We start from the raw sequence: 21610 nt of genomic DNA on the forward strand, positions 1-21610 counted from the left end.
CTCAGTCGCTGAGGTGGCCCGCCTCTTCCGTCTCCCGGGCAGCCTCGAGCGCCGCCTCGGCGAGCACGCGGGCGCCGATCGCGACGGCGCGCTCGTCGATGCGCAGGTCTCCCTGGTGCAGGTCGTACGTCGGGCCACCGGGCGTACGCGTGCCCAACCGCCCCATGGCACCCGGGACGCGGTCGAGGAACCAGCCGAAGTCCTCACCGCCGAGGCTCTGCACCGTCGGCACCGCGCCCTCCTCCCCCAGCGCCGCCTCGACGGCCCGGGTGAGGACGGCGGTGGAGGCGTGGGTGTTGACCACCGGCGGCACGCCGCGCTGGTAGCCGACGTCGGCGACGATCCCGTAGGGCCCCACGATCTGGTGGACGATCTCGGAGATGATGTGCTCGGCCTCGGCCCAGGCCACCGCGTCGAGCATCCGCACGGTGCCGGCGAGCATGCCGGTGGCGGGGATGACGTTGGGGGCCGACCCGGCCTCCACCCGGCCCCAGACGACGCTGGCGCCGGCGCGCGGGTCGAGGCGGCGCGAGAGCACGGCGGGCAGCTCGGTGATGAGCTTGCCGAGGGCGAAGGTGAGGTCCTGGGTGAGGTGCGGGCGCGACGTGTGGCCGCCCTTGCCGCGCAGACCCACCCGCAGCAGGTCGGCGGCACCGGTCAACGGCCCCTCACGCAGGCCGACCTGACCGACGTCGAGGCTCGGGTCGCAGTGCAGCCCGAAGACCTGCACGACGTCGTCGAGCGCGCCCTGGGCGATGAAGTCGAGGGCACCGCCGGGCATGACCTCCTCGGCGGGCTGGAAGAGCAGGCGTACGCGGCCCTGCAGGAGCCCCGCGTCGCGCACGGCGGCCAGTGCGAGCCCGGCGCCGAGCAGCGCCGTGGTGTGCACGTCGTGGCCGCAGGCGTGGCTCACGCCCGGAACCGTCGAGCTCCACTCGTCGGTGGTCAGGTCGGCCACTGGAAGCGCGTCGAGGTCGCCGCGCAACGCGACCACGGGCCCGCTCTCGCCCAGCTCGGCGACGAGGCCGCTGCGCGGGAGCCGGCGCACCCGCAACCCTGCCGCCTCGAGGCGCTGGGCCACCAGCTCGGTGGTGCGCGTCTCGCGCCACGACAGCTCCGGACGCCGGTGGAGGTCACGGCGGAAGTGGAGCAGCTCGTCCCCGAGGGTGCGGATCACGCTCGCGGCGACCGAGCTGGCGTCGAGGGGGGCGGGGTGGGGGGCCGTGGAAGACATCGTCTCCACTCTAGTTCGCCCGGGCGACCCCTGGGACGAGGGCGAACCCGAGGGCTCGCGCCTCACCGTCAGTTGACCTGGGTCACGAGGGCCTGTGACCCCGAGACGGGGACGGACGTCGTCTCCCTTACCCACCTTGGCCTGGGCCCGAGTGCACCACCCTCGGCGCCGGACCTCCACGACGCAGTCCAGGGCACCTCCGCCACGACGGCGAAGCCACCCTCCACCCCGTAGGACTCCTTCGAGAAACTGACGGTGCAGGCCGAGGATTCGTCGCGTCCGGCCCGGTACGACGTGGTGGCCTGGCTCGCGTCGCACGACGCCGATCCTGCCTCGGACCGGACGAGCATCGTGCCCGGTTCAGCCGTCACCGTGACGCTGACCGTCCCGACCGACGCCGTCACCTCGCGGGTGTCGACGGCCTCCGCGTCACGGACCCACATCCAGGTCGGGAGGTTGATCAGTGCCGCGTTGTTCCGGCCGGCGATCTTGGGGTTCCAGTCGAGCTCCGGTGACACGAGGTTCATGACCTCGTAGGCGTACTCAGCGAGCACCCGTACGTCGACGACGGGCGGCCTGGGCGTCTGGAAGGGGAAGTAGTTGTACATGATCGGCACGTCGCCGACCATGGCTCCTCCCTGGACGGCCCAGTCGGTGCACCCGGCGCCGACGAGCTCGGCGGGGGTCATGCTTCGGTCGTACTCGAGCTTGTACCAGGTCACTCCCGCCCCCTCCCTGTCCGCGTCGACGGCCGCGTCGAAGGCCTCGGGGTGACGGGCCGACGCCTGGACGTAGGCACCGCCGCCAGCGCTCGAAGGACCGTGGCTGGAGAGGTACGCAGCGAACCAGTCCCGCACACCTTCGGCGTTGTTCGGGTCCGGGGCCTCCACCTCCGTCCACCAGCAGCGAGGCGCGGGGAGGGAGACCCGTCCGGCGAGGCTCACCGAGTAGTCACCCTCGAGCCTGACCGCGTACGCGGAGTAGCCACCCGGCGTCTCGCCGCCACCCGCGGCGCCCTCGGGGCTCGAGATGTCGGCGTGGGCAGCTCCGGGACTCGCCAGCAGCCACGCAGTGACTCCGACGCCCACCACTCCGATCAGCTTCCTCATGTGTCTCTCTCCGGGTCGAGGGCGGTGACCGCCCGTGTCCATGCCGTACGCCGTTGGTCCGCGGCCAGTCTGCCCCGTTTCCCTCCGGATCACACGTCCCTGTCCTCGCACCGCAGGCCAGCTCAACGCACGTCCACCACGAGGCTCTGGGTGCTCGCGACCCGGATCGGCGTCTCTGCGGTGATCGTCATGAGATCGAAGGTGCCGTCCGCCCCGGTGCTGGCCCGCCAGGTCGCGCGCCAGGTGGTCTGGGCACGCAGCTGGAACCCGTCGCCACCGGTGGCCGACTCCCGCAGGAAGGTGACGAGGCACGCGCTCGCGTCATCCCTGCCGACCGCGAACGAGCGCCTGCCCTCGCTCGGCGTGCAGCGCTTGCTCACCCCGCCGTCCGGCGAGGAGACCACCAAGGACTGGGGTTCGGCGACGACCTCGACCCACAGGTCGGTGCCCCGCACCCGCGCACGGAGGCTGCGCTGCTCCAGCGCCGCGCCACGCTCGACCCACATCCACGTCGGCAGGTTGACCATGGTGGCCCCACCCTGCGCGCTGATGCGCGGGTTCCACTCCAGGGTCGGGAGCACGAGGTCGAGCGCCACGTAGGCGTACCGCGCCAAGGACTCCACGTCGACGACGGGCGGCGGAACCTCGGTCACGGGACGATACCGGTACTCGACGATCGCCGGCACGCTCTGGTGGGAGCTCGCCTCGGTGCATCCTCGCTCGACGAGCTCGCCGGTGAAGTCGACGTCGCGGAGCTGGGCGTGGTCGTAGCGCAGCTGCCACCAGCGGATACCGAGCCCTACCTGGTCCGCCTCGTGGGCCCGGTCCAGGGCGTCCATCCCGCCGGGCAGGCGCGCAATGCGCCTGTAGCCCTCGTCCCACACGGGCGCAGCGGCGACGTGGGCGGTGTACGCCTCGCGCCAGGCCCCGGCGTCCGTCGGATCAGCTGCCAGGTCCGGGCGCCCCCACCAACACACCGGCGGAGGCAGTGACACACCCGCGGTCCTCGACAGGTCGACGTCGCCCTCCCAGTCGATCACGTAGGCGCTGAACCCTCCGGGAGTCTCCTCGCCGTCGGCCTCGCCCACGTCTGCGCCAGCCGGGTGGCCCGCCCCGACGAACGCGGCCACCAACAGCGCCACCGTACTCACCAGCAGGCGCCGGCCGGACCCACGTGCAGTCGTGCGCCTCACAGCTCGCACCGCCCACTCGTGTAGATCTTGAAGGAGCTGACGCGCCACTGGCCGCCCCGGTAGACCAGCACGTCGCTGCTCGTGCGCCAGGGCTCCACGGTCTCGACGGGCTTGCCGGCGGAGTCGACCTCCGTCAGCGTCGTGCGCACGCAGCCGGTGACCAGCGCTTCGTCCCCCTTCACGTCCACCTTCGTCGGGGCGACGACGAGGCCACCGGTGTGCCGGTGCCCCTGAGCGGCCTGCTCCTCCGCGTAGCGCAGCGGGGAGTCGAACGCCTGGTCGGTGGCCACCTCGCTCCAGCGCCCTCGGTCGAGGTCGGGACCGGCGTACATCCGCACCATCTCCGTGTAGAACGAGAACCAGGCTTCGGCGACCGCCTGTTCCTGGGGCGTGGACGCGGCGGCCGCGGACCCGCGTCGCAGCTCACCGTCGACCGGTTCGTCGCTCGTCGCCGCCTGGGTCGGCGTGGCGCTCGGAGACGGCGTGGTGTCCAGCTCCACCTCCGCCCTCGGCGCGTCGTCCGCACAACCGACCAGCACGAACGTCGTCGCGGCCAGCGCGACCCCCACGCGACTTCGTCGTCCCTGACTCATGCATCCCCCCATGCGTTGTCCACGTCCACTCCTCATCACCTCGACCGCTGCTCGGGTCGTCAGGCGATGGCCTCCCCGTGCGGGTCCGCCCCGGACGGCAGCAGCTCCTCCACCAACGCCTCTGTCTCGGCCTCGGGCGTGGCCCCGCAGGCGGCCAGTGCACGACGCATCTCGGCCACCACGGCAGGGGCGCCGGGACCATCCGGATTCTGCGACTCGCTGACCACCAGGTCACGCCACAGGACCTGCGAGGCGGGCGCCAGTCGCAGGCCGGCACGGCAGGCCGCGACGGCGCCCCCGGGGTCGTTGGGCAGCGACAGCTCGACGACTCGATGCGCCGTGTCGACCACGAGGTCGACGCTCTGGCGCTCCAACCTCGTACGCGGCAACCAGGCGTAGCGCTGCGACGGTCGACCGGTGAGGAACTCACCTCGCACCAGCTGCAGAGCGCGGCGCAGGAGCTCGATCTCCTCGTGCGGAGCCGAGGTGCGGGCCCGCAGCGCCAGCGCGCAGAAGGCGTGCCAGTCGACCGCGACGTCGTCGGACAGGAACAGGCGTCCCTCCTCGTCCTCGCGCAGCAGATGGTTGCCGGCCGAGTCGGTGCCGAGCCAGTCACGTACGCGGGCGATCGTGGCGTCCCGCACCTCGGGGGTGACGCCTCCGGGCCAGACCGAGGCGGCGACGACACTCGGGTGCACCGGTGACTGCTGGAGCGCCAGGAAGACGACCACCTCGGTGGCGAGCTGCACGCGGGCAGGATCGAGTTGGCCGGTGGTGCGGACGGCCAGGTCACCGAGGACCCCGACCCTGGCCGGGGCCGTCGCCCAGTGGTCGTCCTCGCCGGCGCGCGGGGGACGGGGAACCGCCACACGGTCGCCGGCGTGCACCGGCGCGGTCTCCCGCGCCTTGGCGAAGAGAGCCGCCACCTCCTGCTCGGTGTCGGCCGTGATGCGCACGGCCTGGACCTCGAGGTCGAGCAGCGGCACCCGCAGGCGGCCGGCTTCGTCCACCTCGAGCGTCCAGCGGGCGCTGGGGACGGGCACGGCGGAGACGACGGCGACGCCGCGGTCGTTCTCACCGGTGAGGTCGGAGAGCAGCTCGACGCTGGCGGGGCTGGGAGCCTCGCCGAGCACCAGGTAGTGAGCGGTCTCGCCATCGGAGCGACGCAGCCGTCCACTGAGTACGTCGTGCGCCGGACGGTGCCGTCGCTGGCCCGACCAGGAGGCAAGCAGCGCGTCGACGTCGTCGACCACCTGCATCTGGGAACCGGCGATCTGCGCCGCAGCGGGCGAGAGGCGGTAGCAGTGCGCGACCTGGTCGTCCGACCAGGGTGAGAAGGCGAGTTGAACGGCCAGCGCTGAGGTGACCTCTCGGGCTACGGCGTCGGAGCCCGAGAGGCTTACCAGCCCGCCGAGTGCCTCGAGATCGAGGAGCACGTCACGGTCGTCGTCGTCGCGTCCCAGGCAGACCAGTGCGGGGTACGGAGCGGGGCCGTCCTCGAGCGGGAGGTCGACGTCGGCGGCCAAGGTCCACCGCGACCCCTCGTCCTGCACGGCCCACGGCATCGGAGCGGTCTCCACGCGCGGGGCGAGATGAAGCTCGACCGACTCGGAGGAGACGGTGACGGCGTAGACCTGGGGAAGCTGCAGACGCTCGGTGCGACAGAGCTCGGCCAACCCGCGCAGGGCACGGTCCAAGCGGCGCGCGCGCTCCTCGTCAGCCCCGATGCGCAGCTGCACCTCTGCCTCCAGCTCCTCGGCCGTGTTGGCGAGCCCGCGACGCCGGCGACGCTCGGCCAACAGTGCTCCGAGCAGAGCGGCAGCCAGCAACCCTCCACTCGCCATCGGGGTCAACGGGGCCTCGGAAACCGATGCGCCCTCGTCCGCAGGGGCAGCGGGACCCTGCTCGACAGGGGACGCAGGGGTGGTGGCGGGCGGCGCCTCGACCGCGGCCTGGACGCGGGTCACGTTCTTCGCGTCCTCGGGCATGATCAGCACCCAGCCGGGTTGGATGAGGCGGCCGAGCACCAGCTGCTGCCCGTCGGGCTGCTTGCGGCCCTTGTTGAGCTCGTAGATCTCCTTCCACCGCCGACCGTCACCCATGGTGCGCTCAGCGATGTCCCAGAGGTTGTCGTGGTAGGCACCGTCGGGTGGCTGCACGATGGCGACCTTGCGGCCGATGACGTCTGTCATGCTGCTCGGCACGCCGGGCACGTGGACCATGCGCGCGCGCGGAGCCCTGGACTCCTCGACCGCCTCGGCCTGGTCTTCCGCCCCAGCCACCTCCTGGGCGACCTCCCGGTCGCCGGACCCGTCGACGGCCTGGATCACCGGAGCGCTGCGCTCCGGTGCCGGCGCCACCACCGCGTTGGCTGCTCCCGAGGTGCCCAGGAAGGAGGTGCCGACCAGGAAGGTGCCGACCAGCGCCCGCGCCAGGGCCTGGCTGCGTCCCGAGAGAGGCACGGGGCGCGGCAGACCGCGGTCGGAGACAAAGCTGCTGACCTCGATGACGGTGCAGACGACGAACTGCAACCACGCCAACCACACGACCGCCAGCAGGACGGCAAGGAGCGCCTCGAGGCTGATCGGCTCGGTGAGCTGTTCGCGGGCGGGGAGTCCCGTGGGCACGGGCGGCGCCCCGCCCCCGTCGCCATCACCAGGAGAACGGGCACACCCACGACCAGGGCGAGCAGCGCGAGTCCTGCCCCCAACGCCTTGCCCAAGGAAGGGCGCTCGGGGGGCGCGCTCGTCAGGGCGAAGCGCTCGGGGCCGCGGCGGCGGGAGTCTGTGGGGGTCATCGCGTCACTGCCTGGGAGGTTGCGGAGGCGCCGACGTCGAAGGTGTCGACGCCGATGAGGCTCAGCATCTGGGCGTCGACGACGTCCTTCGCCTCGACTCTGATCTGGTTGCCCGTCACCGTCACGGCTACGTTGGGGTAGTTGAACGAACTGATGAAGTCTTGGGCCCGCGCCTCGGCCGCCGCGCCGTCGAGGCGGACCTCGCCCGTGGCCCGCAGGTGCGGCACGTCGATCTGCTGGGCTCCGGCTCTTGCCGCCTGCTCGACGTTGTCGGCCATCCGGGTGCGGGCGTTCATGGCCTGGCCGCCGTCCAGGACGAGTCCGGCGCAGACGAGAAGGGTGATCGCCATGCCGAGGACGAAGACCGTGGCGCTGCCGCGCTCCTCACGCCGCCGCAAGCGCTGCAGCACCCTCGCGTGGGGGGCACGCTGAAGAACTGTCATCGGTAACTCCTGTAGGGGTCGAGTGGAACTGCGCTCTCGGCCTCGACGACCTTGTGCCCGCGGACGCCGAGGAGACCCAGACCTTGGTAGGACACCTTGCAGCGCAGACGCACGACGAGCGTCGCCCCTGCCCTGAAGTTCGGGGTCATCGTGGGCGGGTCGCAGGTGGTCTGGTCGTCCAGGGACTTGTCGACGACGTCCTTCGCCGCGAGGACGGCTTCGCTCCGGGACGGCTCCAACGAGGCAGCGCGAGCCGCGTCGCGGGCGGCCGCGTCGATGTCGCCCTGGACGGTCACAAAGCGTCCGATCAGGACGATGAGCATCACGAACATCATCAGGACCGGCGCCAGGATCACGAGCTCGACGGCCATCGACCCACGCTCGTCCGGTTTGGCCGAACGACCCCGTCTGACGAAGCTGCTCATGACGCCTCCACGAAGCGCTCGACCGGGGCCTCGACCTTCTGGGTGATCGCTGGCACCCAGGGCAGGACCTTCAGCGACTTCCCGGTCACCTCGACCTGGACCCGGTCCGTCCCGAGGGGGCGGATCACGATCTCGGGGGCGTCGAGAACCCCCTTGCCCACCTGATCGATGTAGACCTGGCCGCGAGCGCGGGCCGCCGCAGGGTCCCCCGTCACGCGCATGACACGTGCTGTCTCTCGTGCTGCCGAGCTCGCGGTCTGCCGACCGAGGTGGTACATGGAGAACTGCACGGCGAGGAGGATCATCACCATCAGGAGTGGCATGTAGATCACCAGCTCCACGGAGGAGACTCCCCGCTCGTCACGAGCACGCCGGAGGCGGCGCCTCACGGGTCGAGCTGCAGGTTGTTCGCCTTGCCTTCCAGCCGCTGCCGCAGGATCGCGTAGATGCTGAAGGCGATCAGCGCCACGAGGCCGGAGATCACGACCCACTCGACGGCGCTGACGCCACGCTCGTCCTTGCGTGCGGCCGCCAGGCGTCCGTTCAGCATGATGACCAAGAACTGCAGGTGCTGACTCGTCATTGCGTTTTCCTCCGTTGGATGACACTGGCTGGACCCCCGTCACGACTCACGCGAGCACCATGGACAGGGCGGGGTAGATCAGGAACAGCAGGAAGCCGACGCACATCAGCAGCTGCGCCACGAGCATCGACTGCGACTTGGCCGCGGCACGACCCTCGGCGTCGGCCAGCTCCTTGGAACGCATGGACGCGGCGCGTGCGGCCAGCGACTCACGGACCTTGGCACCGTCCTCTGCCACCAGGGCCAGCGACGCGGCGAGGTCACGCAACTCGTCGAGGTCGATCTCGTTGCCCAGCTCGCCGAGCGCTGCCCAGGGTGTGACGCCCTGCAACTTGGCGGCCTCGAGGGTGTCCCGGATGCGGACCATGGCCTCGCTGTCCGAGATCGAGGCCGCGGCCTGCAGTGCCTCAGGCACACCACGGCCCCCGGCGAGGTTCATCGCGACGAGGTCGAGGAAGGCGCTCAGCATGTGCCTGAAGGCGCGCAACCGTTCCGCGGCCTGCGTACGCAGCTGCGACGAGGGCACCATGGCGCCGATGACTGCTCCGAGCACCATGCCCCACAGGGGCACGATGGGTGCAACGACGCCGAGGAAGGCCATCGGCAGCACCACGAACACGGGCCAGAGAAATCCGAGCAGAGCGCCGCCGACGGTGCGCGCCAGGAACATCTCGCGCGACATCCCGACGAGACCGAGCTGCACCGTCAGCGACTTCGGCAGCCGTATGCCGCGGCTGTCCAGGGCCTCGGCCAGGTCGGAGCCGATCTTGCGCATCCTGGCCGACTCGCCCTGGTGGCGTCGGTCGGCGGTCAGGCTGGCGGTTCGACGGCCGCGACGCAGCTGGTCGTCGAACCTCGCCAGGCTCACGGGACCGGTGGTGGGCGGCTGGGCGACAAGCACGGCGGCCAACATCACCCCGCCGCCGACGACGGCACCGGCGAGCATGACCCAGATCTCGAGGCTCATCAGGCGCTCTCCGGGTCTCGAGCGTACGCAGGAAGCGCTCCGGAGCCTCGAACTGTGACAGCCGGCGCAGCCAGAAGATCCCGGCACCGAAGAAGAAGAGGATGACCACGAGCATGATCTGGCCGAAGGGCGTGCCGTAGGGCTCGACGTAGGACGGGTTGAGCAGCCGCAGTCCGAGGACGAAGGCCACCGTGACTCCGACCACGATCTGTACGCTGCGCTGGGTCGCGCGACGCCCGGCGTTGACCCGCTGGCGCATCTCGAGCTCCTCACGCGCTGCGTGCGCCAACGAGGTGAGCACCTGTCGGAGCCCGGGGCCGCGTAGGCGTGAGTTGAGGATCAGCGCTGCGATGATGAGGTCTGCGCCTGCGTCGTCCATGTCGTCGGCGAACCGCTGCAGGGCCTCGGGGAGCGGCACGCGCACCCGCAGCCGGTCGGAGAGCGCGAGGAGCTGCGGCCGGATCGTGTCCGCCGCGGCGTGTGCGGTCGCCGGGATCGCCTGCTCGAGGCCAATGGCGCCGGCCACCGTGTCACGCAGTGACTCGGTCCAGGTGGCGAGGCCCTCGAGCCGGGCCAGCCCGGCGCGCTCGGTGCGCGAGCTGCCGAACAGCTTGTCCCAGAAGACGACCAGTGCCCCGACAGCCACCGCGGCCACCACCCACCGCGTGAGCAGCAGGATCAGCACGCCTGCGCCGATCCCCACGGGCAGCCGCCGTCCGAAGGCGCTCAGTCGCTCGACGAGCGACGGACCACCCTTGACGGTGCGCCGCTCGGGCGCCGGCGTGGCCGAGTGCACCAGGAGGAGCAGGCCGAGCCCGACGACGGCCCCGAGCAGGACGACCAGGAGCAGGCTGGGGCTGACGGTCATGCCGAGTACTCCACCCACGTGGGGGCCGCGCCGGGCACGTAGCCCACGGCCTCCAGGTCGGCCATGCAGGAGATCTGGGCCGCCGGCTCGGCGTATCCGTGCTCGCCCATGGCGAACACCTCACTGGAGAGCACTCGGCCGTCGACGCCGTTGACCTCGCGCACCGAAGTGATCATGCGGCGCAACGACCCACCGGTCGCGAAGTTGTTGACGCGCTCGACGAAGAGCACGAAGTCGATCGCACCGCCGATGAGCATCGTCGTCGCCTCTGCCGGAAGGCGCTCGGCGCTCTGGATGGCGTAGGTGCAGATGCGATTGAAGACCTCGGCCGACGAGTTGGCGTGGATCGTCGACAGCGAGCCGTCGTTGCCCTGGCTCATCGCGTTGAGCATGGTGACGATCTCGTCGCCGAGCACCTCACCAACGATGACGCGGCTGGGGTTCATACGCAGCGAGCGGCGCACCAGCTCGGCCATGTGGATGGCACCGGTGCCCTCGGTGTTGGGCAGGCGCTCCTCGAAGGCCACCACGTTGGGATGCAGCTCGGGGAACTCCCCCAGCCCGAGTTCAAGGGCGCGCTCGACGGTGATGAGGCGCTCATCCGGCTCGATCTCGTTGGCCAGGGCACGCAGCAACGTCGTCTTTCCGGCGTTGGTCGCGCCGGCGATCATGATGTTCTTGCGCGCCCGCACGGCGGCGGAGAGGAAGGCTGCCAGCTCGGGCGACATGGTCCCGTAGCCGACCAGGTCCTCGAGGTGCACCTTCGACAGGCGGGCCCGGCGGATGGACAGGGACGGCCGGGGGCAGACGCCCATCACTGCCGAGAGGCGGGAGCCGTCCGGCAACCGCAGGTCGAGCTGCGGGTTCGAGGTGTCGAAGGGGCGACTGGTCAGGCCGCTGTAGGCACCGAGGGTCTGGACGAGCTCGATCAGCTCCTCGTCGCTCTCGGCGACCGGCTCACCACGCACCTCACGGCCGTCGGAGTAGCCGATGAAGACGTTGTCGCACCCGTTGATGTCGACGTTCTCGACCTCTGGGTCGTCGAGCAGGGGCTGCAACCGGCCGACGCCGAAGAGAGCAGCGTGCACGCCCTCGGCGAGCTGGAACTCCTCCTCCGACGTCATCGGCGAGCGTCCGCTGGTCACCTCTTCGCGGGCGTACCTGTCGAGCACCCGGTTGACGACGGCGCGCGCGAACTGGCGCTCGTCCTCGGCGGACATGGGGGCCAGCCCGTTGGCCGCGTCCTCGCGGCGCTGCCGAGCCAGGAGGTCGGCGACTTCTTCACGCAGGCGGCGTACGAGTGCCTGGTCCATCACGCACTCCCCACGAAGTCACGGGTGGTCACGGAGGCCACCCGCTGGGCGAGGACCTTGGCGGAGCGGGCCAGGAGCGACCGAGCCGGGTTGCCCACCCGTGTCGAGGAGAACACCTGCGCCGCCTTCTCGTCGCGCGCCACGACTCCGACGACCTCGGCGACGATGCCCTCCGAGTCGAGCAACTGCTGAAGGTGCGGAGCGGAGTCCCGGTCGCGGTACGACGTCGCAACCGCGACGAGGACCGGCGTACCGTCGCCCTCCCCGCGGCGCAGCGCGGACCGCAGCTGGAGCAGGCGGCTGCGCAGGTGCGCGACGCCCTCGATGTCAGGACGGACGACGAAGAGCAGCGCGTCGGCCTTCAGGGCGACCGGGAGCGACGCCGATCCGGCAGCCACACGACCACAGTCCACGAGGACGTCCGTGTCGTGCGACGCCATCAGCGTCGGGAGCTGGCTCCACACCGACCCGACGCCGGTCAGCTGGTCCTGGGAGGTGATGCCCACCAGGACGGGCGTACCGAGAGCGGTCTCCTGGAGGTGTTCGGCCAAGCTCGTCTCGCCCGCGTCGCGGCGCGCCGCGGCGGCCAGCGAGAGCAGGCCCCGATCGGGGTCGAGCGGCTCACCGTTGACACCTCGACAGCGCCAGAGCAGATCGCCACCGGCCGGGTCGCCGTCGACGAGCGCCACGGGACGGGGCCACACCGACGCGAGCGCCTGGGCCGTCAGGGTGGCGCCCGGAGCACCCTTGGCGGAGCAGAGGGCGATGACACTCATCGGCCGGTCCGCAGCTCGACGTTGGTGCCGAGGCCGCGCTGGATCAGCGCCAGACCTGCGGAGTCGGAGCCTGAGGCGTTGACGACGTCGGCGGCCGCCGCCCGCGGGACGAGCAGGCTCAAGGAGCCTCCACCCCCGCCGAGCTCGTCCTCGCCCCCGGCGTGGACGTCGAGGACGAGCGCCTCGGAGATCTCGATGCTCGGCCCACCGGTGTCGCCGCGCGAGACGCTGAAGACCTTGACGAGGTCACCGCTGCGCAGCTCCTCCCGCGGGGTGAGCTCAGGGGTGAGCGGCACCGAGACGATTGCCCGGTCGGAGCCGATGGGCTCCTCCTTGGTCAGCACGTTCTCGTCGAAGAGGGAGTCCTGGCGGATCTGCACCCGCGCGTAGGTGTCGCCGTCAAGGATCTGGGAGGCCAGATCGGCCGGGATGAGCCGCAGACCCTCGCTGGCTACGCTCACTTCACGCACGTGCTCCTGCGTGATCAGCGTGCCGGGGGCGATGTCCGTGGCCGCCGCCAGGACGGGCTGGCGAGCGTCCATGCGTACGGCTAGGAGTCCCGCGGCCAGGGCGCCGCCGACAATGAGCGCCACGGCGAGCGCGGCCAGGCCGGTCCGGCGCTGGCGCGGCGGCTCGGCCACCTTGGTCGTCGCCTTCGACGACTCACGACGGTCGTTACGTGCCCGCTGACGCTCTGCCACGCTGGCGCCATTGATCGAACTCACAGTCAATCCCCCTCAGGAATCAGGGGCCCCCCGGCCCCTGTTCACCAATTCCCAAACGTACCCATGTGAAACCTGTTGAAACCATCCGTCCGCTGGGCAAGACAATGTTTGGAGTGGCTGCCGACGCGGCAAGGTGAGGGGTGGTTGCACCGACGTAGGGGGGACCACGCGTGCCCGCACGGGCGGGGGGAGCGTCCGGCGCGGTAGGACCGTCATCGACACCACTGACGAAGGAGCCATCATGGCCACTGGAGACCACCGGATTGATCCGCAGGAGATCCGTACCACCGCGAGCACCATCCGCAAGATGGTCAGCGACCTGGAGTCGAGCAAGAAGACGCTCGACAAGGCCGCGACCGACCTGACCGGCGCTGGCGCCGGCGGCTGGAGCACCCCCAAGGCGTCGAAGAAGTTCGACACGCAGTGGAACGAGTGGAGCGACGGCCTCCGCAAGCTCCTCGAGGTCGGTCCCGACTTCGCCAAGTGGCTCGACAACTACGCGAACGACGCGGAGAACTTCGACCAGCACTACTCCTGATCCTCGGAGCACAGAGCTCCAGCACCACCACAGGGCGGCGTCCACTCGGACGCCGCCCTGTGGTGTGTTAGGAGGTGGTGTGTCCGGAGGTGGTGTGTCCGGAGCCGGCGGCCTCCGCCCCCGTAGGTCCGGGTGGCGTCAGGGGCGCTCAGGCACCTGGGTGACCGTGACCTCGCCGGACGGGTCCAGGACGAGGCCACGACCCGGGTGCACCTTCGACATCATCAGGCTGCGCGACAGCCGGGTGTCGAAGATGTCACCGTCGGAGGGACCGGAGGGCGAGAGCAGCAGGCCCTGGCGCGACTTGCGCGCGTCGGCGACCCACCCGCTGTAGCCGGACCCCATGGTGGAGGTGTCACCCGCAGCGACGATGCGCCATCCCTTGGCGCGCGCCCGGCCCACCACCTCGTCCAGGGCGTCGTCGACGTCGCCGCTGCGCAGCAGGTCGCTGTCGTCGATGACGAGCACTCCCCCCGCGGGCAGCGTCGACACCCAGTCGACGATCTGGTCCTCGTCCTGGGAGCCGTCGATGACCAGGGCCGCGTCGCCGAGCTCGTCCGAGAGCGCGTTGCGCGCCCCGCAGACCGCCTTCACCTCGAGCCCGGAGGCCCGGCCGGCAGCGACCACGAAGCGCAACGCGGTCGTCTTGCCCGACTTGGGCGGCCCGGCGACCACGGCCGTCGGGGCACCGCTGAGGTCGACCCCGACCAGGTCGAGGTCGTCGCCGCCGATGCCCAGGGGCAACCACCCCTGCGCGATGCGGTCGCCGGCGAGGCGGACCAGCTCGTCGACCTCGGCATCCCACTCGGCGCGGGTCGGCATCTCCTTGAGCGAGAACGGCCGCTGCACCGCACTCGCTGCCCGGTCACGCTCGGTGTGCCGCTGGGCGATCTCACGCAGCGCGGCGTTCTGCCCGGCGCCTGAGACGTCGTCGGAGAGCAGCGCGACCTGGCGCTCGAGCACCGGGTCCGGGGTCAGCGCACGACCGTCCGGCATCTCGTCGGGGACGTACTTCGTCTGGATCCCGACGCTGCTGTACTCGCCGCGGTCGGGCATGCGCAGCACGAGCTTGTCCTCGACGAGCGACGACATCCGGCCCGACGTGAGGGTCCGGTCGCCGGAGACCGCGGCGTAGACACCGACGGCGGGTCCGTCACGGAGCAGGTTCTGCACCTGCTCGGCCATCCGGCCGCCGTCGACGTCACCGAGGGTCGCCATGAAGCCGTCCCAGCGGTCGAGGAGGAGCAGGACGTAGGGCGGCCGTTCCTCGGGCGGCAGGCTGCTGCGGAGCTCCGCCAGGTCGGCGACACCGGCGCGGCCCATCGTGGTCTGGCGCTCCTCCACGATCTCGGTGATCTTGTCGAGGAGCCGGCTGGCCCGGCTGGTCTGGGAGCGGGTGACGACGGCACCGGTGTGGGCCAGCGCCTGCAGGCCGAGCAGAGCGCCGTTGCCGCAGTCGAGGCCGTAGATGTTGAGGTCGGAGACGGGGACGCGGTCGGCGAGGGCGCCGGCCAACGTACGCAGGGCCGTGGAGCGGCCGCTGCGCGGGCCACCGATGACGTAGAGCGAGCCGCTGCGTCCGAGCCGGAAGACGTCGGGACGCTGCGCCTGCTCGGACGGGACGTCGACCAGGCCCCACGCGGCCGGCGGGGGCAGGTGCTCGTCGACCGCGGGCACCTCGGGCAGCTCGGCCAGCGTGATCGCGGTCGGGAGGGCGTCAAGCCACGGCCGGTGCGAGGGCGGGATGCCGAGGGCGTCGTTGAGCTCGTTGACCGCCTCGACCAGCGCCGAGAGGTCGGTGTCGGCCTCGTCGGTCTCCTCACCCTGGATCTTCGGGCGCTGCGGGAGCGGGAGCCCCAGCTCCTCCCACTGCACCGGCCAGGCCAGCGCCTCGACGGCGACCTTCTCGACCGGGCCCCGGTCGGGGCTGCGGCCTCCGACGCGCCCCGACTGGAACGGCATCAAGGTGGAGGCGCCCGTGCGTACGAAGGCACGACCGGGCTGGTTCTTGCCGATCAGCGCCGCGTCCGGGGCGTCGATGACGTCGCTGGAGTCGTTCTGGTCGGTGACCCGCAGCGAGATGCGGAGGTTGGTGTTGGCCTTGATGTCGGGGGTGACCACGCCGCTGGGGCGCTGCGTCGCCAGCACCAGGTGGATGCCGAGCGAGCGGCCTCGCTGGGCGATCGAGACCAGGCCGGTGATGAAGTCCGGCAGCTCCGCCACCATCGAGGCGAACTCGTCGATGACCAGCACCAGGCGCGGGATCGGGGGCAGGTCGGGCTGCTTCTTGCGCAGCGCCCAGTAGTCCTCCAGGTCCTTGGCACCGGGGCCGGCGAGCAGGTGCTCGCGGCGGTGCAGCTCGGCCGCCAGGGAGACCAGCGCGCGACCGACCAGGTGGGTGTCGAGGTCGGTCACCATGCCCACGGTGTGGGGCAGCTTGGCGCAGTCCTTGAACGCCGACCCGCCCTTGTAGTCGACCAGGACGAAGGTCATGTCGTCGGGACGGTTGGCCACCGCGAGGGAGGCCACCAGGGTCTGCAGCAGCTCGGACTTGCCGGAGCCGGTCGTGCCGGCCACCAGCGCGTGCGGACCGTCGCGGCGCAGGTCGAGGCGGAAGGGGCCGTCGTACCCGGCGCCGAGGACCACGTCGGTGGTCGGGCTCCCCCGCCAGCGCTGCGCGATGCCCTCGGGCGTGGGCGGGTCGAGGTCGATCTCCTCCAGCAGCCGGGAGGACGACGGCAGGCCCGCCGACTCCTCGCTGGGGGTGGTGTCACGCAACGGGGCCAGGCAGCGGGCGACGGTCTCGCACCACCCGGGCTCGACCAGGTCGGGCACGACGTCGGTGGTGTCCTCGGCCGAGGTCTCGTGGATCGTCAGCCGGCCCATGTGCAGCGACAGGATCGCCTTGCACTCCGCCGGCAGTTGGCGCACCTGCTCGTCGAGGCAGATCACGCGCACGCCCACCTTCGGGCCCCGGCGCAGCAGCTCCACGACGGCAGGCAGCGTACGCAGTCGGCGCGCCCCGTCGAGCAGCACGACGTGGTCCTGACCCACGCGGCCCTCACCGCCTCGGGCGGCCTCCCGGGCCTCGATCAGGGCGAGCAGCTCGTTGAGCCGGCGACCGACCGACTCCTGGCGCGCACCGATCGCGACGCCGACGCCGTCGGCCTCGTCGCGCAGGTGCGGCAGCCAGCGCAGCCACTCCCAATCGGTGTGGCCCTCGGGGTCGCTGAGGGCGACGATCCGGACGTCCTTGGGGCTGTGCAGCAGGGCGACCTGACCCAGCAGCCACTGCGCCATCGGCACCGCGCTCTCCGCCTCACCGGCGATGCCGATCACGCCGAGCTGACCCAGCCCGAGCCAGGTGGGGACGCCGACGAGGGGCTCGACCTCCGGGGCCTCCAGGGACTTGTCGCGACGCTCCTCCTCGATGGTCACCTCGGGGGGCATCGCGGTGAGGCCGACACGGAGCCGGAGGTGGTCGACGTCGTCGGGGCGGCGTTCCCACAACCGCTCCCCCGGGCCGATCGCCTGGGAGATCAGCGTGGCGGGGTCGGGCAGCGCCACCCGGCGCTCCTCCCGTTCCAGCAGCCGAGCCTTGGCGACGCGCTCGAGGACGTTCTCCTTCTTCTCCTCGTACTCGCGCAGGCGCTCCTCGTGCTCCTTGCGGTTGGTGATCTTGTCGCTGAAGAAGTTGGCCAGCGCGAGCAGCGGCGACATCAGGCCGAAGAGCAGGTAGCGCATGTTGTCCAGCACGATCGCCATCGGCACCGCCATCACCGCCGGCGCCAGCACCATGACCCAGGGGAAGGGTCGTCCCCGGTGGGGCGTGGGCTCCGCCGGCATGTGGAAGGTGCGCTCACGGGGGCGGCGCGATCCTCGGCGGACGGTTGTAGTCGACGACCGCCTCGGCGGGCTTCGCGGTGACCTCGGCGAGCGACTCACCGAGAGCCGTGCGGGCCAGGACGGTGTCACCGACGAAGAGGTAGGCGCCGAGGGGCCACTCGGTGGCCTCGGAGATCTCCTCGTCCTCCAGCTCGGTGGTCAGGCCCTCGGCCGGCGTGACCGTGACGGTCCCGTCGGGGGTGACGTCCAGGGTCAGGGCGTCGGGCGGCAGCCGGAGGTCGGGCAGCGACCAGTCGGGCCCCCCATTGCCCACGACGCTGCTGCCGAGCGGGACGCGGTGCACGCGTCCGGCGCCGGGCCCGGAGACCACGCGGAGCTCGGCCACGCCGGACGGGACTGCGCGCACGATGCGGTCGGTGCCCTCGTGGAGCGCGAGCACCGCGCCCGTGCGTACGCCCGCCTCTCCCGCGGGGGTGGCGGAGTCGACCCGACGACCGTCGACCCAGACCGGCACGCGCGCGGCGAACTCGGGGTGCATCGGCTCCCCCAGCAACGACGTCAGCGCCGGGAGCAGGTCGGCCACCGGGGCCGCCAGGTCGCCGTCGACGAGCGCGTCGATCGCGCGGTCGTTCCTGCCGTCGACCAGCGTCAGGCTCAGCCTCACCGTGTCCCCTCCCGAATCGGTTGCCGGTCAGTATGCCTGCCCCCTCCGACACCCTGGCCCCGCAGCCATCCCACAACGCCGGGGCGCCGTCGGCCCCGTCTCACTCCTCGCGCACCCGCCGCGCCCCGTGCGTCAAAGCGCCAAGGTGGGGGAAGGAGAGGGAGGTCCGGCGGGTGCCGGGTGCATCTGTCTAGGGGGAAACCGTGCGAGCGCTACGACTGTCGGTGGCCGCTGCCATGCTCGTCTCCGTCGCCGGGTGCGCGACGCCGGAGAAGACCTCCACGGGGAAGGAGAACGAGGTGGCCACGAGCGAGATGAAGCCGGACGAAGCCCTCGCTGCGCTGAAGAAGGCCAGCCGGGAGCTGATGGCGGGCATCGCCCCCGGGGTCGAGTTCACCGAGGCCGGCACCAACCGTGCGGTCCCCTGCGGTGGTCCCGGCGGCAGCGAGTACAGCAAGGTCCACCTCGACTTCGAGGGTGGGCTGTCGGCCCCCGCGTCGGATCCCCGCGTCCCGCAGGGTGAGGAGCTCTTCAGCAAGGCCGAGTCGACGCTGCGTCGGATGGGCCTGGAGGTGAGGGGCCGCCAACGCACCCCTGCCGGCGACGGTCTCGTCTTCGCGGGGGACGGATTCGGCGGCCGGATCATCCTCCACGTCCAGGACGCGGTCATGGTGCGCGGCCAGACCGCCTGCCTCGACAACCCTGACGACCTGCGCTGACCGGCTCGGGGAGCCACCTGCCACCACCACGTGAATCGGGGGAGACACGTGCACCTGACGCACACCACGAACGCCTCGGCGGGGACGGCCCGGAGGCGGCGCGATGACTCGCGGTCCCTTCACCCTGGACGTCCACCCGGACCAGCTGGACGCCGCGCGCCAGCGCATCAGGCGGGTGCTGGCCATGCTCGAGGAGCGCACCCCGCAGGTCGTGCGTACGCCCGACGAGCTCGACGACTGGCGCGGTGCCGGGGCCGATCGGGTCAAGCGCGAGATGCGGGCGCTCGGGACCCAGCTGGAGGACGCCGACCTCCCGCTCAAGGACGCCGCACGCGCCCTGCGCCACCTGGCCCGGGCCTACCGCGACGCGCTGGACGAGCTGCCGAGCCTGAACCGTCGCTGGCACCAGGCCCTCGGTGACCACGACGACGCGGTGAGGAGGGCCGGTGACGCTCTGGAGAGGCGTCTGGGGAAGATCGCGGAGTCCGACAAGGACGAGGCCGCCGCCAAGGAGGCCAACGACGCCGCGAGCACCACGCACGACGGCGCCCTCGACGACGCGGCGACGACGCTCGCGAGCGCCAAGGCGGCGATCAGGGCAGACTTCGCCGACCTCCAGGAGGACCTGCGACGGGAGACCCGCGCGGCAGCCCGCACCCTCTCCGACTCGTTGCTCGTCCGGCCCTCGGAGATCGAGCGCAAGATGGCGAACGGCGGTTTCGAGAACAAGTTCCGTCGCCGCCACTGGACCGACCTGGCGCGCGACCAGCTGGCCGAGAAGCTGCCGCTGACCGGCGAGCACCACCGCGTACGTGAGTGGCACGAGGCGCTGGAGGCGCACGGCCTGCCCGCCCCCGCCTCCTACGACCCGCAATACGCCGCCGCCCTGCGCCGCGAGCTCGACGACCCGCTCGCAGGCCTCGAGGGGGCCGACGACGAGACCCGGGCCAAGGCGGTCAACACCTGGGCGGAGGAGCTCGACGACGAGGCGCTGGCGCTGCTGGCGGTCCACGACGCCCAGTTCGTCGGCAACCTGGAGGGGATGCCCAACCGGGCGCGCTACGCAGCCAACCGCCTCAACGTCGCTGACGCCATCGAGTCGGAGATGGCCCGTCTCGAGGCCTACGACAAGCCGATCCCCGAGGGCGACCCGGGCTACGCGGACTACGTGCGGCTGATGGACCGGATCGAGACGCTGGAGAGCCTGCTCAACCAGCCGGAGGAGATCTGGGACCCAGTCACCCGCACATCCAGGCAGGCTCCGCACCAGGTCCTCGTCTTCACCCCACCGACGTACGACGGCACCACGACGACCGACGACGGCCGTCTGGCCGTGGTCATGGGCAACCTCGACGAGGCCCAGTTCGTCGGGACCGTCGTGCCCGGCATCACCAACCGCATCGACAACTTCGAGAACACGCTGTCGAAGGCGCGCAACCTCAACCGCGAGGTGCCCGAGAGCGCGACGATCGCGTGGCTGGGCTACGACACCCCCGAGTTCGCGGAGATGTTCCCCGAGCGGGTGGCGGAGGAGGCCGGGGTCGAGCTCGCCAGGTTCCAGCGCACGATGGTGCGCAACCCCGACGCCGAGACGGTGGTGCTGGCCCACAGCTACGGCACGCTGGTCACCTCGAAGGCGCTCCAGGCGGGCATGCACCCGGACCGGGTGGCCCTCTTCGGCTCCCCCGGGCTCGGCCAGGACATCAGGTCGCGTGCGGACCTCGGCATCCCCGACGACGTGGAGATCTACGCCATGCGGGCGCCCGGTGACTTCGTCTCGGTCACCGCCGCCCACGGCGTCGACCCCGTCGACATGGAGGGCATCATCCGTCTCGACACCGACTGGCTCGGGGGCGAGGACGTCACGGGCCACTCCTCCTACACCAAGTACCTCGAGGACGTCGACGGCACCGAGATCGCCTCGGACTCGCTGGCCAACCTGGCCGGGGTGCTCAAGGGGCTGGACACCAGGCCCAACAAGGACGGCGAGTACCTCGTCACCGGTGGCAACCCGCTGGAGGAGGACGGGCTGGGGGGCCGCTACAACGACGAGCTGCGCCGAGCCGTTGCCCTGCTCAACCAGCAAGTGCCGGCGGAGCACACCGCCAGGTTCGTCGCCGTCCTGGAGTCACGACTCCTGGACCACATGGAGGCGGACGGGAAGTCGTTCGACGCCGACGACGCTCGCGAGATGGCCGCACTCGTCTACAAAGCCGCGAACGAGGCGGGGCTGGACCTCTCACCCGAAGAGGTGGGGGCGATCCTGGTTGCCTCGGGCTTCACCGTGGAGGCGGGGGACCACCTCGGCGACTCGGTGCGCAACTGGTTCGCCGACCAGGACGGCCTCGACGACCTCCGGATCCCGGTCGCCGTCAGCCTCAATGGTCGGGTGAGGATCTTCCACCTCGAGGTGCCCGACCAGGTGAACGAGCTCGCCGGAGGCATGTCGGGCTTCTTCGCCGCCGGTGCCACGACCGCCCTGTCCACCACCGCCGTCACAGGCATCTCGCTGGGCGCCGGACGCGTGGCCAGATGGGTCAAGAAGGTGAACACGGGGGTGAACGTCATCCGGTTCACCGCCGAGGTGTCCAGGGCCGTGCCCGGCCTCGTCGAGGCGGGGGCGCACACGGTCGCGGAGGGCGGCCGTCGGGTGGTGGACGGCGCCACCCGCGCCGCAGAGGGAGCGGGCCGCGCGGTCGCCGAGGGGGTCGAAGACGTCGCCGAGGCCGCAGGACGCAGTCCGCTCAACCCCAAGAACTGGAGCTGGCCGTGACCCGTGAGGAGCAGGCGACGGCGTACGCAACGAGGCGGAGGAGG

General features: G+C 71.4%; 18 protein-coding genes and 1 pseudogene. 3 read left to right on the plus strand and 16 right to left on the minus strand.

Translation table 11 applies throughout. The features are described from left to right. Position 1: 1 nt before the first annotated feature. From E2C04_RS13275 to E2C04_RS13340, 14 genes and pseudogenes are all read right to left on the minus strand, one after another. On the minus strand, positions 2 to 1234 hold the full coding sequence (locus E2C04_RS13275; RefSeq protein ID WP_135832952.1) for an amidohydrolase: 1233 nt from the start codon (positions 1232 to 1234) through the stop codon (positions 2 to 4). Between the two features lie 68 nt (positions 1235 to 1302). Next, the gene (locus E2C04_RS13280) at positions 1303 to 2343 is read right to left on the minus strand and encodes a hypothetical protein (RefSeq protein WP_135832953.1); all 1041 of its coding nucleotides are present in this window, start codon (positions 2341 to 2343) and stop codon (positions 1303 to 1305) included. A 122-nt stretch (positions 2344 to 2465) separates the two neighbouring features. Further along, positions 2466 to 3476 carry a hypothetical protein gene (locus E2C04_RS13285; RefSeq protein WP_135832954.1) on the minus strand — a complete coding sequence of 337 codons (1011 nt, stop codon included), beginning with the start codon at positions 3474 to 3476 and terminating at the stop codon, positions 2466 to 2468. Positions 3477 to 3532: 56 nt separating this feature from the next. Continuing rightward, the gene (locus E2C04_RS13290; protein ID WP_135832955.1) at positions 3533 to 4129 is read right to left on the minus strand and encodes a hypothetical protein; all 597 of its coding nucleotides are present in this window, start codon (positions 4127 to 4129) and stop codon (positions 3533 to 3535) included. A gap of 59 nt (positions 4130 to 4188) precedes the next feature. Then, entirely contained in the window at positions 4189 to 6756 is a 2568-nt protein-coding gene (locus E2C04_RS13295; RefSeq protein ID WP_135832956.1) for a bacterial transcriptional activator domain-containing protein, read from the minus strand. A 166-nt stretch (positions 6757 to 6922) separates the two neighbouring features. Then, the gene (locus tag E2C04_RS13300) at positions 6923 to 7369 is read right to left on the minus strand and encodes a pilus assembly protein TadG-related protein (RefSeq protein ID WP_135832957.1); all 447 of its coding nucleotides are present in this window, start codon (positions 7367 to 7369) and stop codon (positions 6923 to 6925) included. Continuing rightward, positions 7366 to 7794, minus strand: coding sequence for a TadE/TadG family type IV pilus assembly protein (locus E2C04_RS13305; RefSeq protein WP_135832958.1), 429 nt, complete (start codon positions 7792 to 7794; stop codon positions 7366 to 7368). The genes E2C04_RS13300 and E2C04_RS13305 overlap by 4 nt, the downstream gene beginning before the upstream one ends. Next, positions 7791 to 8135, minus strand: a complete 345-nt coding sequence (locus tag E2C04_RS13310; RefSeq protein ID WP_229721582.1) for a TadE family protein — start codon at positions 8133 to 8135, stop codon at positions 7791 to 7793. The genes E2C04_RS13305 and E2C04_RS13310 overlap by 4 nt, the downstream gene beginning before the upstream one ends. Before the next feature lie 44 nt (positions 8136 to 8179). Further along, positions 8180 to 8377: a Flp family type IVb pilin gene (locus E2C04_RS13315; RefSeq protein WP_135832959.1), complete on the minus strand. Its 198-nt coding sequence runs from the start codon at positions 8375 to 8377 to the stop codon at positions 8180 to 8182. Positions 8378 to 8423: 46 nt separating this feature from the next. Next, a complete protein-coding gene (locus E2C04_RS20115; RefSeq protein WP_135832960.1) occupies positions 8424 to 9344 on the minus strand; it encodes a type II secretion system F family protein in 921 nt (306 codons plus the stop codon). A 187-nt stretch (positions 9345 to 9531) separates the two neighbouring features. Beyond that, positions 9532 to 10212 (minus strand): annotated as a pseudogene (locus E2C04_RS21570) (type II secretion system F family protein); the annotation flags it as partial. Further along, positions 10209 to 11525: a TadA family conjugal transfer-associated ATPase gene (locus E2C04_RS13330; RefSeq protein WP_135832961.1), complete on the minus strand. Its 1317-nt coding sequence runs from the start codon at positions 11523 to 11525 to the stop codon at positions 10209 to 10211. The pseudogene E2C04_RS21570 and the gene E2C04_RS13330, both read right to left, overlap by 4 nt. Continuing rightward, positions 11525 to 12301: a CpaE/TadZ family protein gene (locus E2C04_RS13335; protein WP_135832962.1), complete on the minus strand. Its 777-nt coding sequence runs from the start codon at positions 12299 to 12301 to the stop codon at positions 11525 to 11527. The genes E2C04_RS13330 and E2C04_RS13335 overlap by 1 nt, the downstream gene beginning before the upstream one ends. Further along, a complete protein-coding gene (locus E2C04_RS13340) occupies positions 12298 to 13026 on the minus strand; it encodes a CpaB family protein (RefSeq protein ID WP_135832963.1) in 729 nt (242 codons plus the stop codon). Before E2C04_RS13340 ends, E2C04_RS13335 begins: the two co-directional genes overlap by 4 nt. A 241-nt stretch (positions 13027 to 13267) precedes the next feature. Between E2C04_RS13340 and E2C04_RS13345 the strand changes: the two genes are divergently transcribed. Next, entirely contained in the window at positions 13268 to 13564 is a 297-nt protein-coding gene (locus tag E2C04_RS13345; RefSeq protein WP_135832964.1) for a WXG100 family type VII secretion target, read from the plus strand. 138 nt (positions 13565 to 13702) lie between these two features. Here the strand turns inward: E2C04_RS13345 and E2C04_RS13350 are convergent, their stop codons facing one another. Both E2C04_RS13350 and E2C04_RS13355 read right to left on the minus strand, forming a co-directional pair. Then, on the minus strand, positions 13703 to 17362 hold the full coding sequence (locus E2C04_RS13350; RefSeq protein WP_135832965.1) for an FtsK/SpoIIIE domain-containing protein: 3660 nt from the start codon (positions 17360 to 17362) through the stop codon (positions 13703 to 13705). A 61-nt stretch (positions 17363 to 17423) separates the two neighbouring features. Further along, a complete protein-coding gene (locus E2C04_RS13355) occupies positions 17424 to 18074 on the minus strand; it encodes a ubiquitin family protein (RefSeq protein WP_135832966.1) in 651 nt (216 codons plus the stop codon). Positions 18075 to 18277: 203 nt separating this feature from the next. Here E2C04_RS13355 and E2C04_RS13360 point away from each other — a divergent pair, with 203 nt between their 5' ends. Both E2C04_RS13360 and E2C04_RS13365 read left to right on the plus strand, forming a co-directional pair. Beyond that, positions 18278 to 18793, plus strand: a complete 516-nt coding sequence (locus E2C04_RS13360) for a hypothetical protein (protein ID WP_135832967.1) — start codon at positions 18278 to 18280, stop codon at positions 18791 to 18793. Positions 18794 to 18896: 103 nt separating this feature from the next. After that, entirely contained in the window at positions 18897 to 21566 is a 2670-nt protein-coding gene (locus tag E2C04_RS13365) for an alpha/beta hydrolase (protein WP_135832968.1), read from the plus strand. Positions 21567 to 21610: the final 44 nt, after the last annotated feature.

This window comes from Nocardioides daphniae (genome assembly GCF_004777465.1).
Lineage (GTDB): Bacteria > Actinomycetota > Actinomycetes > Propionibacteriales > Nocardioidaceae > Nocardioides > Nocardioides daphniae.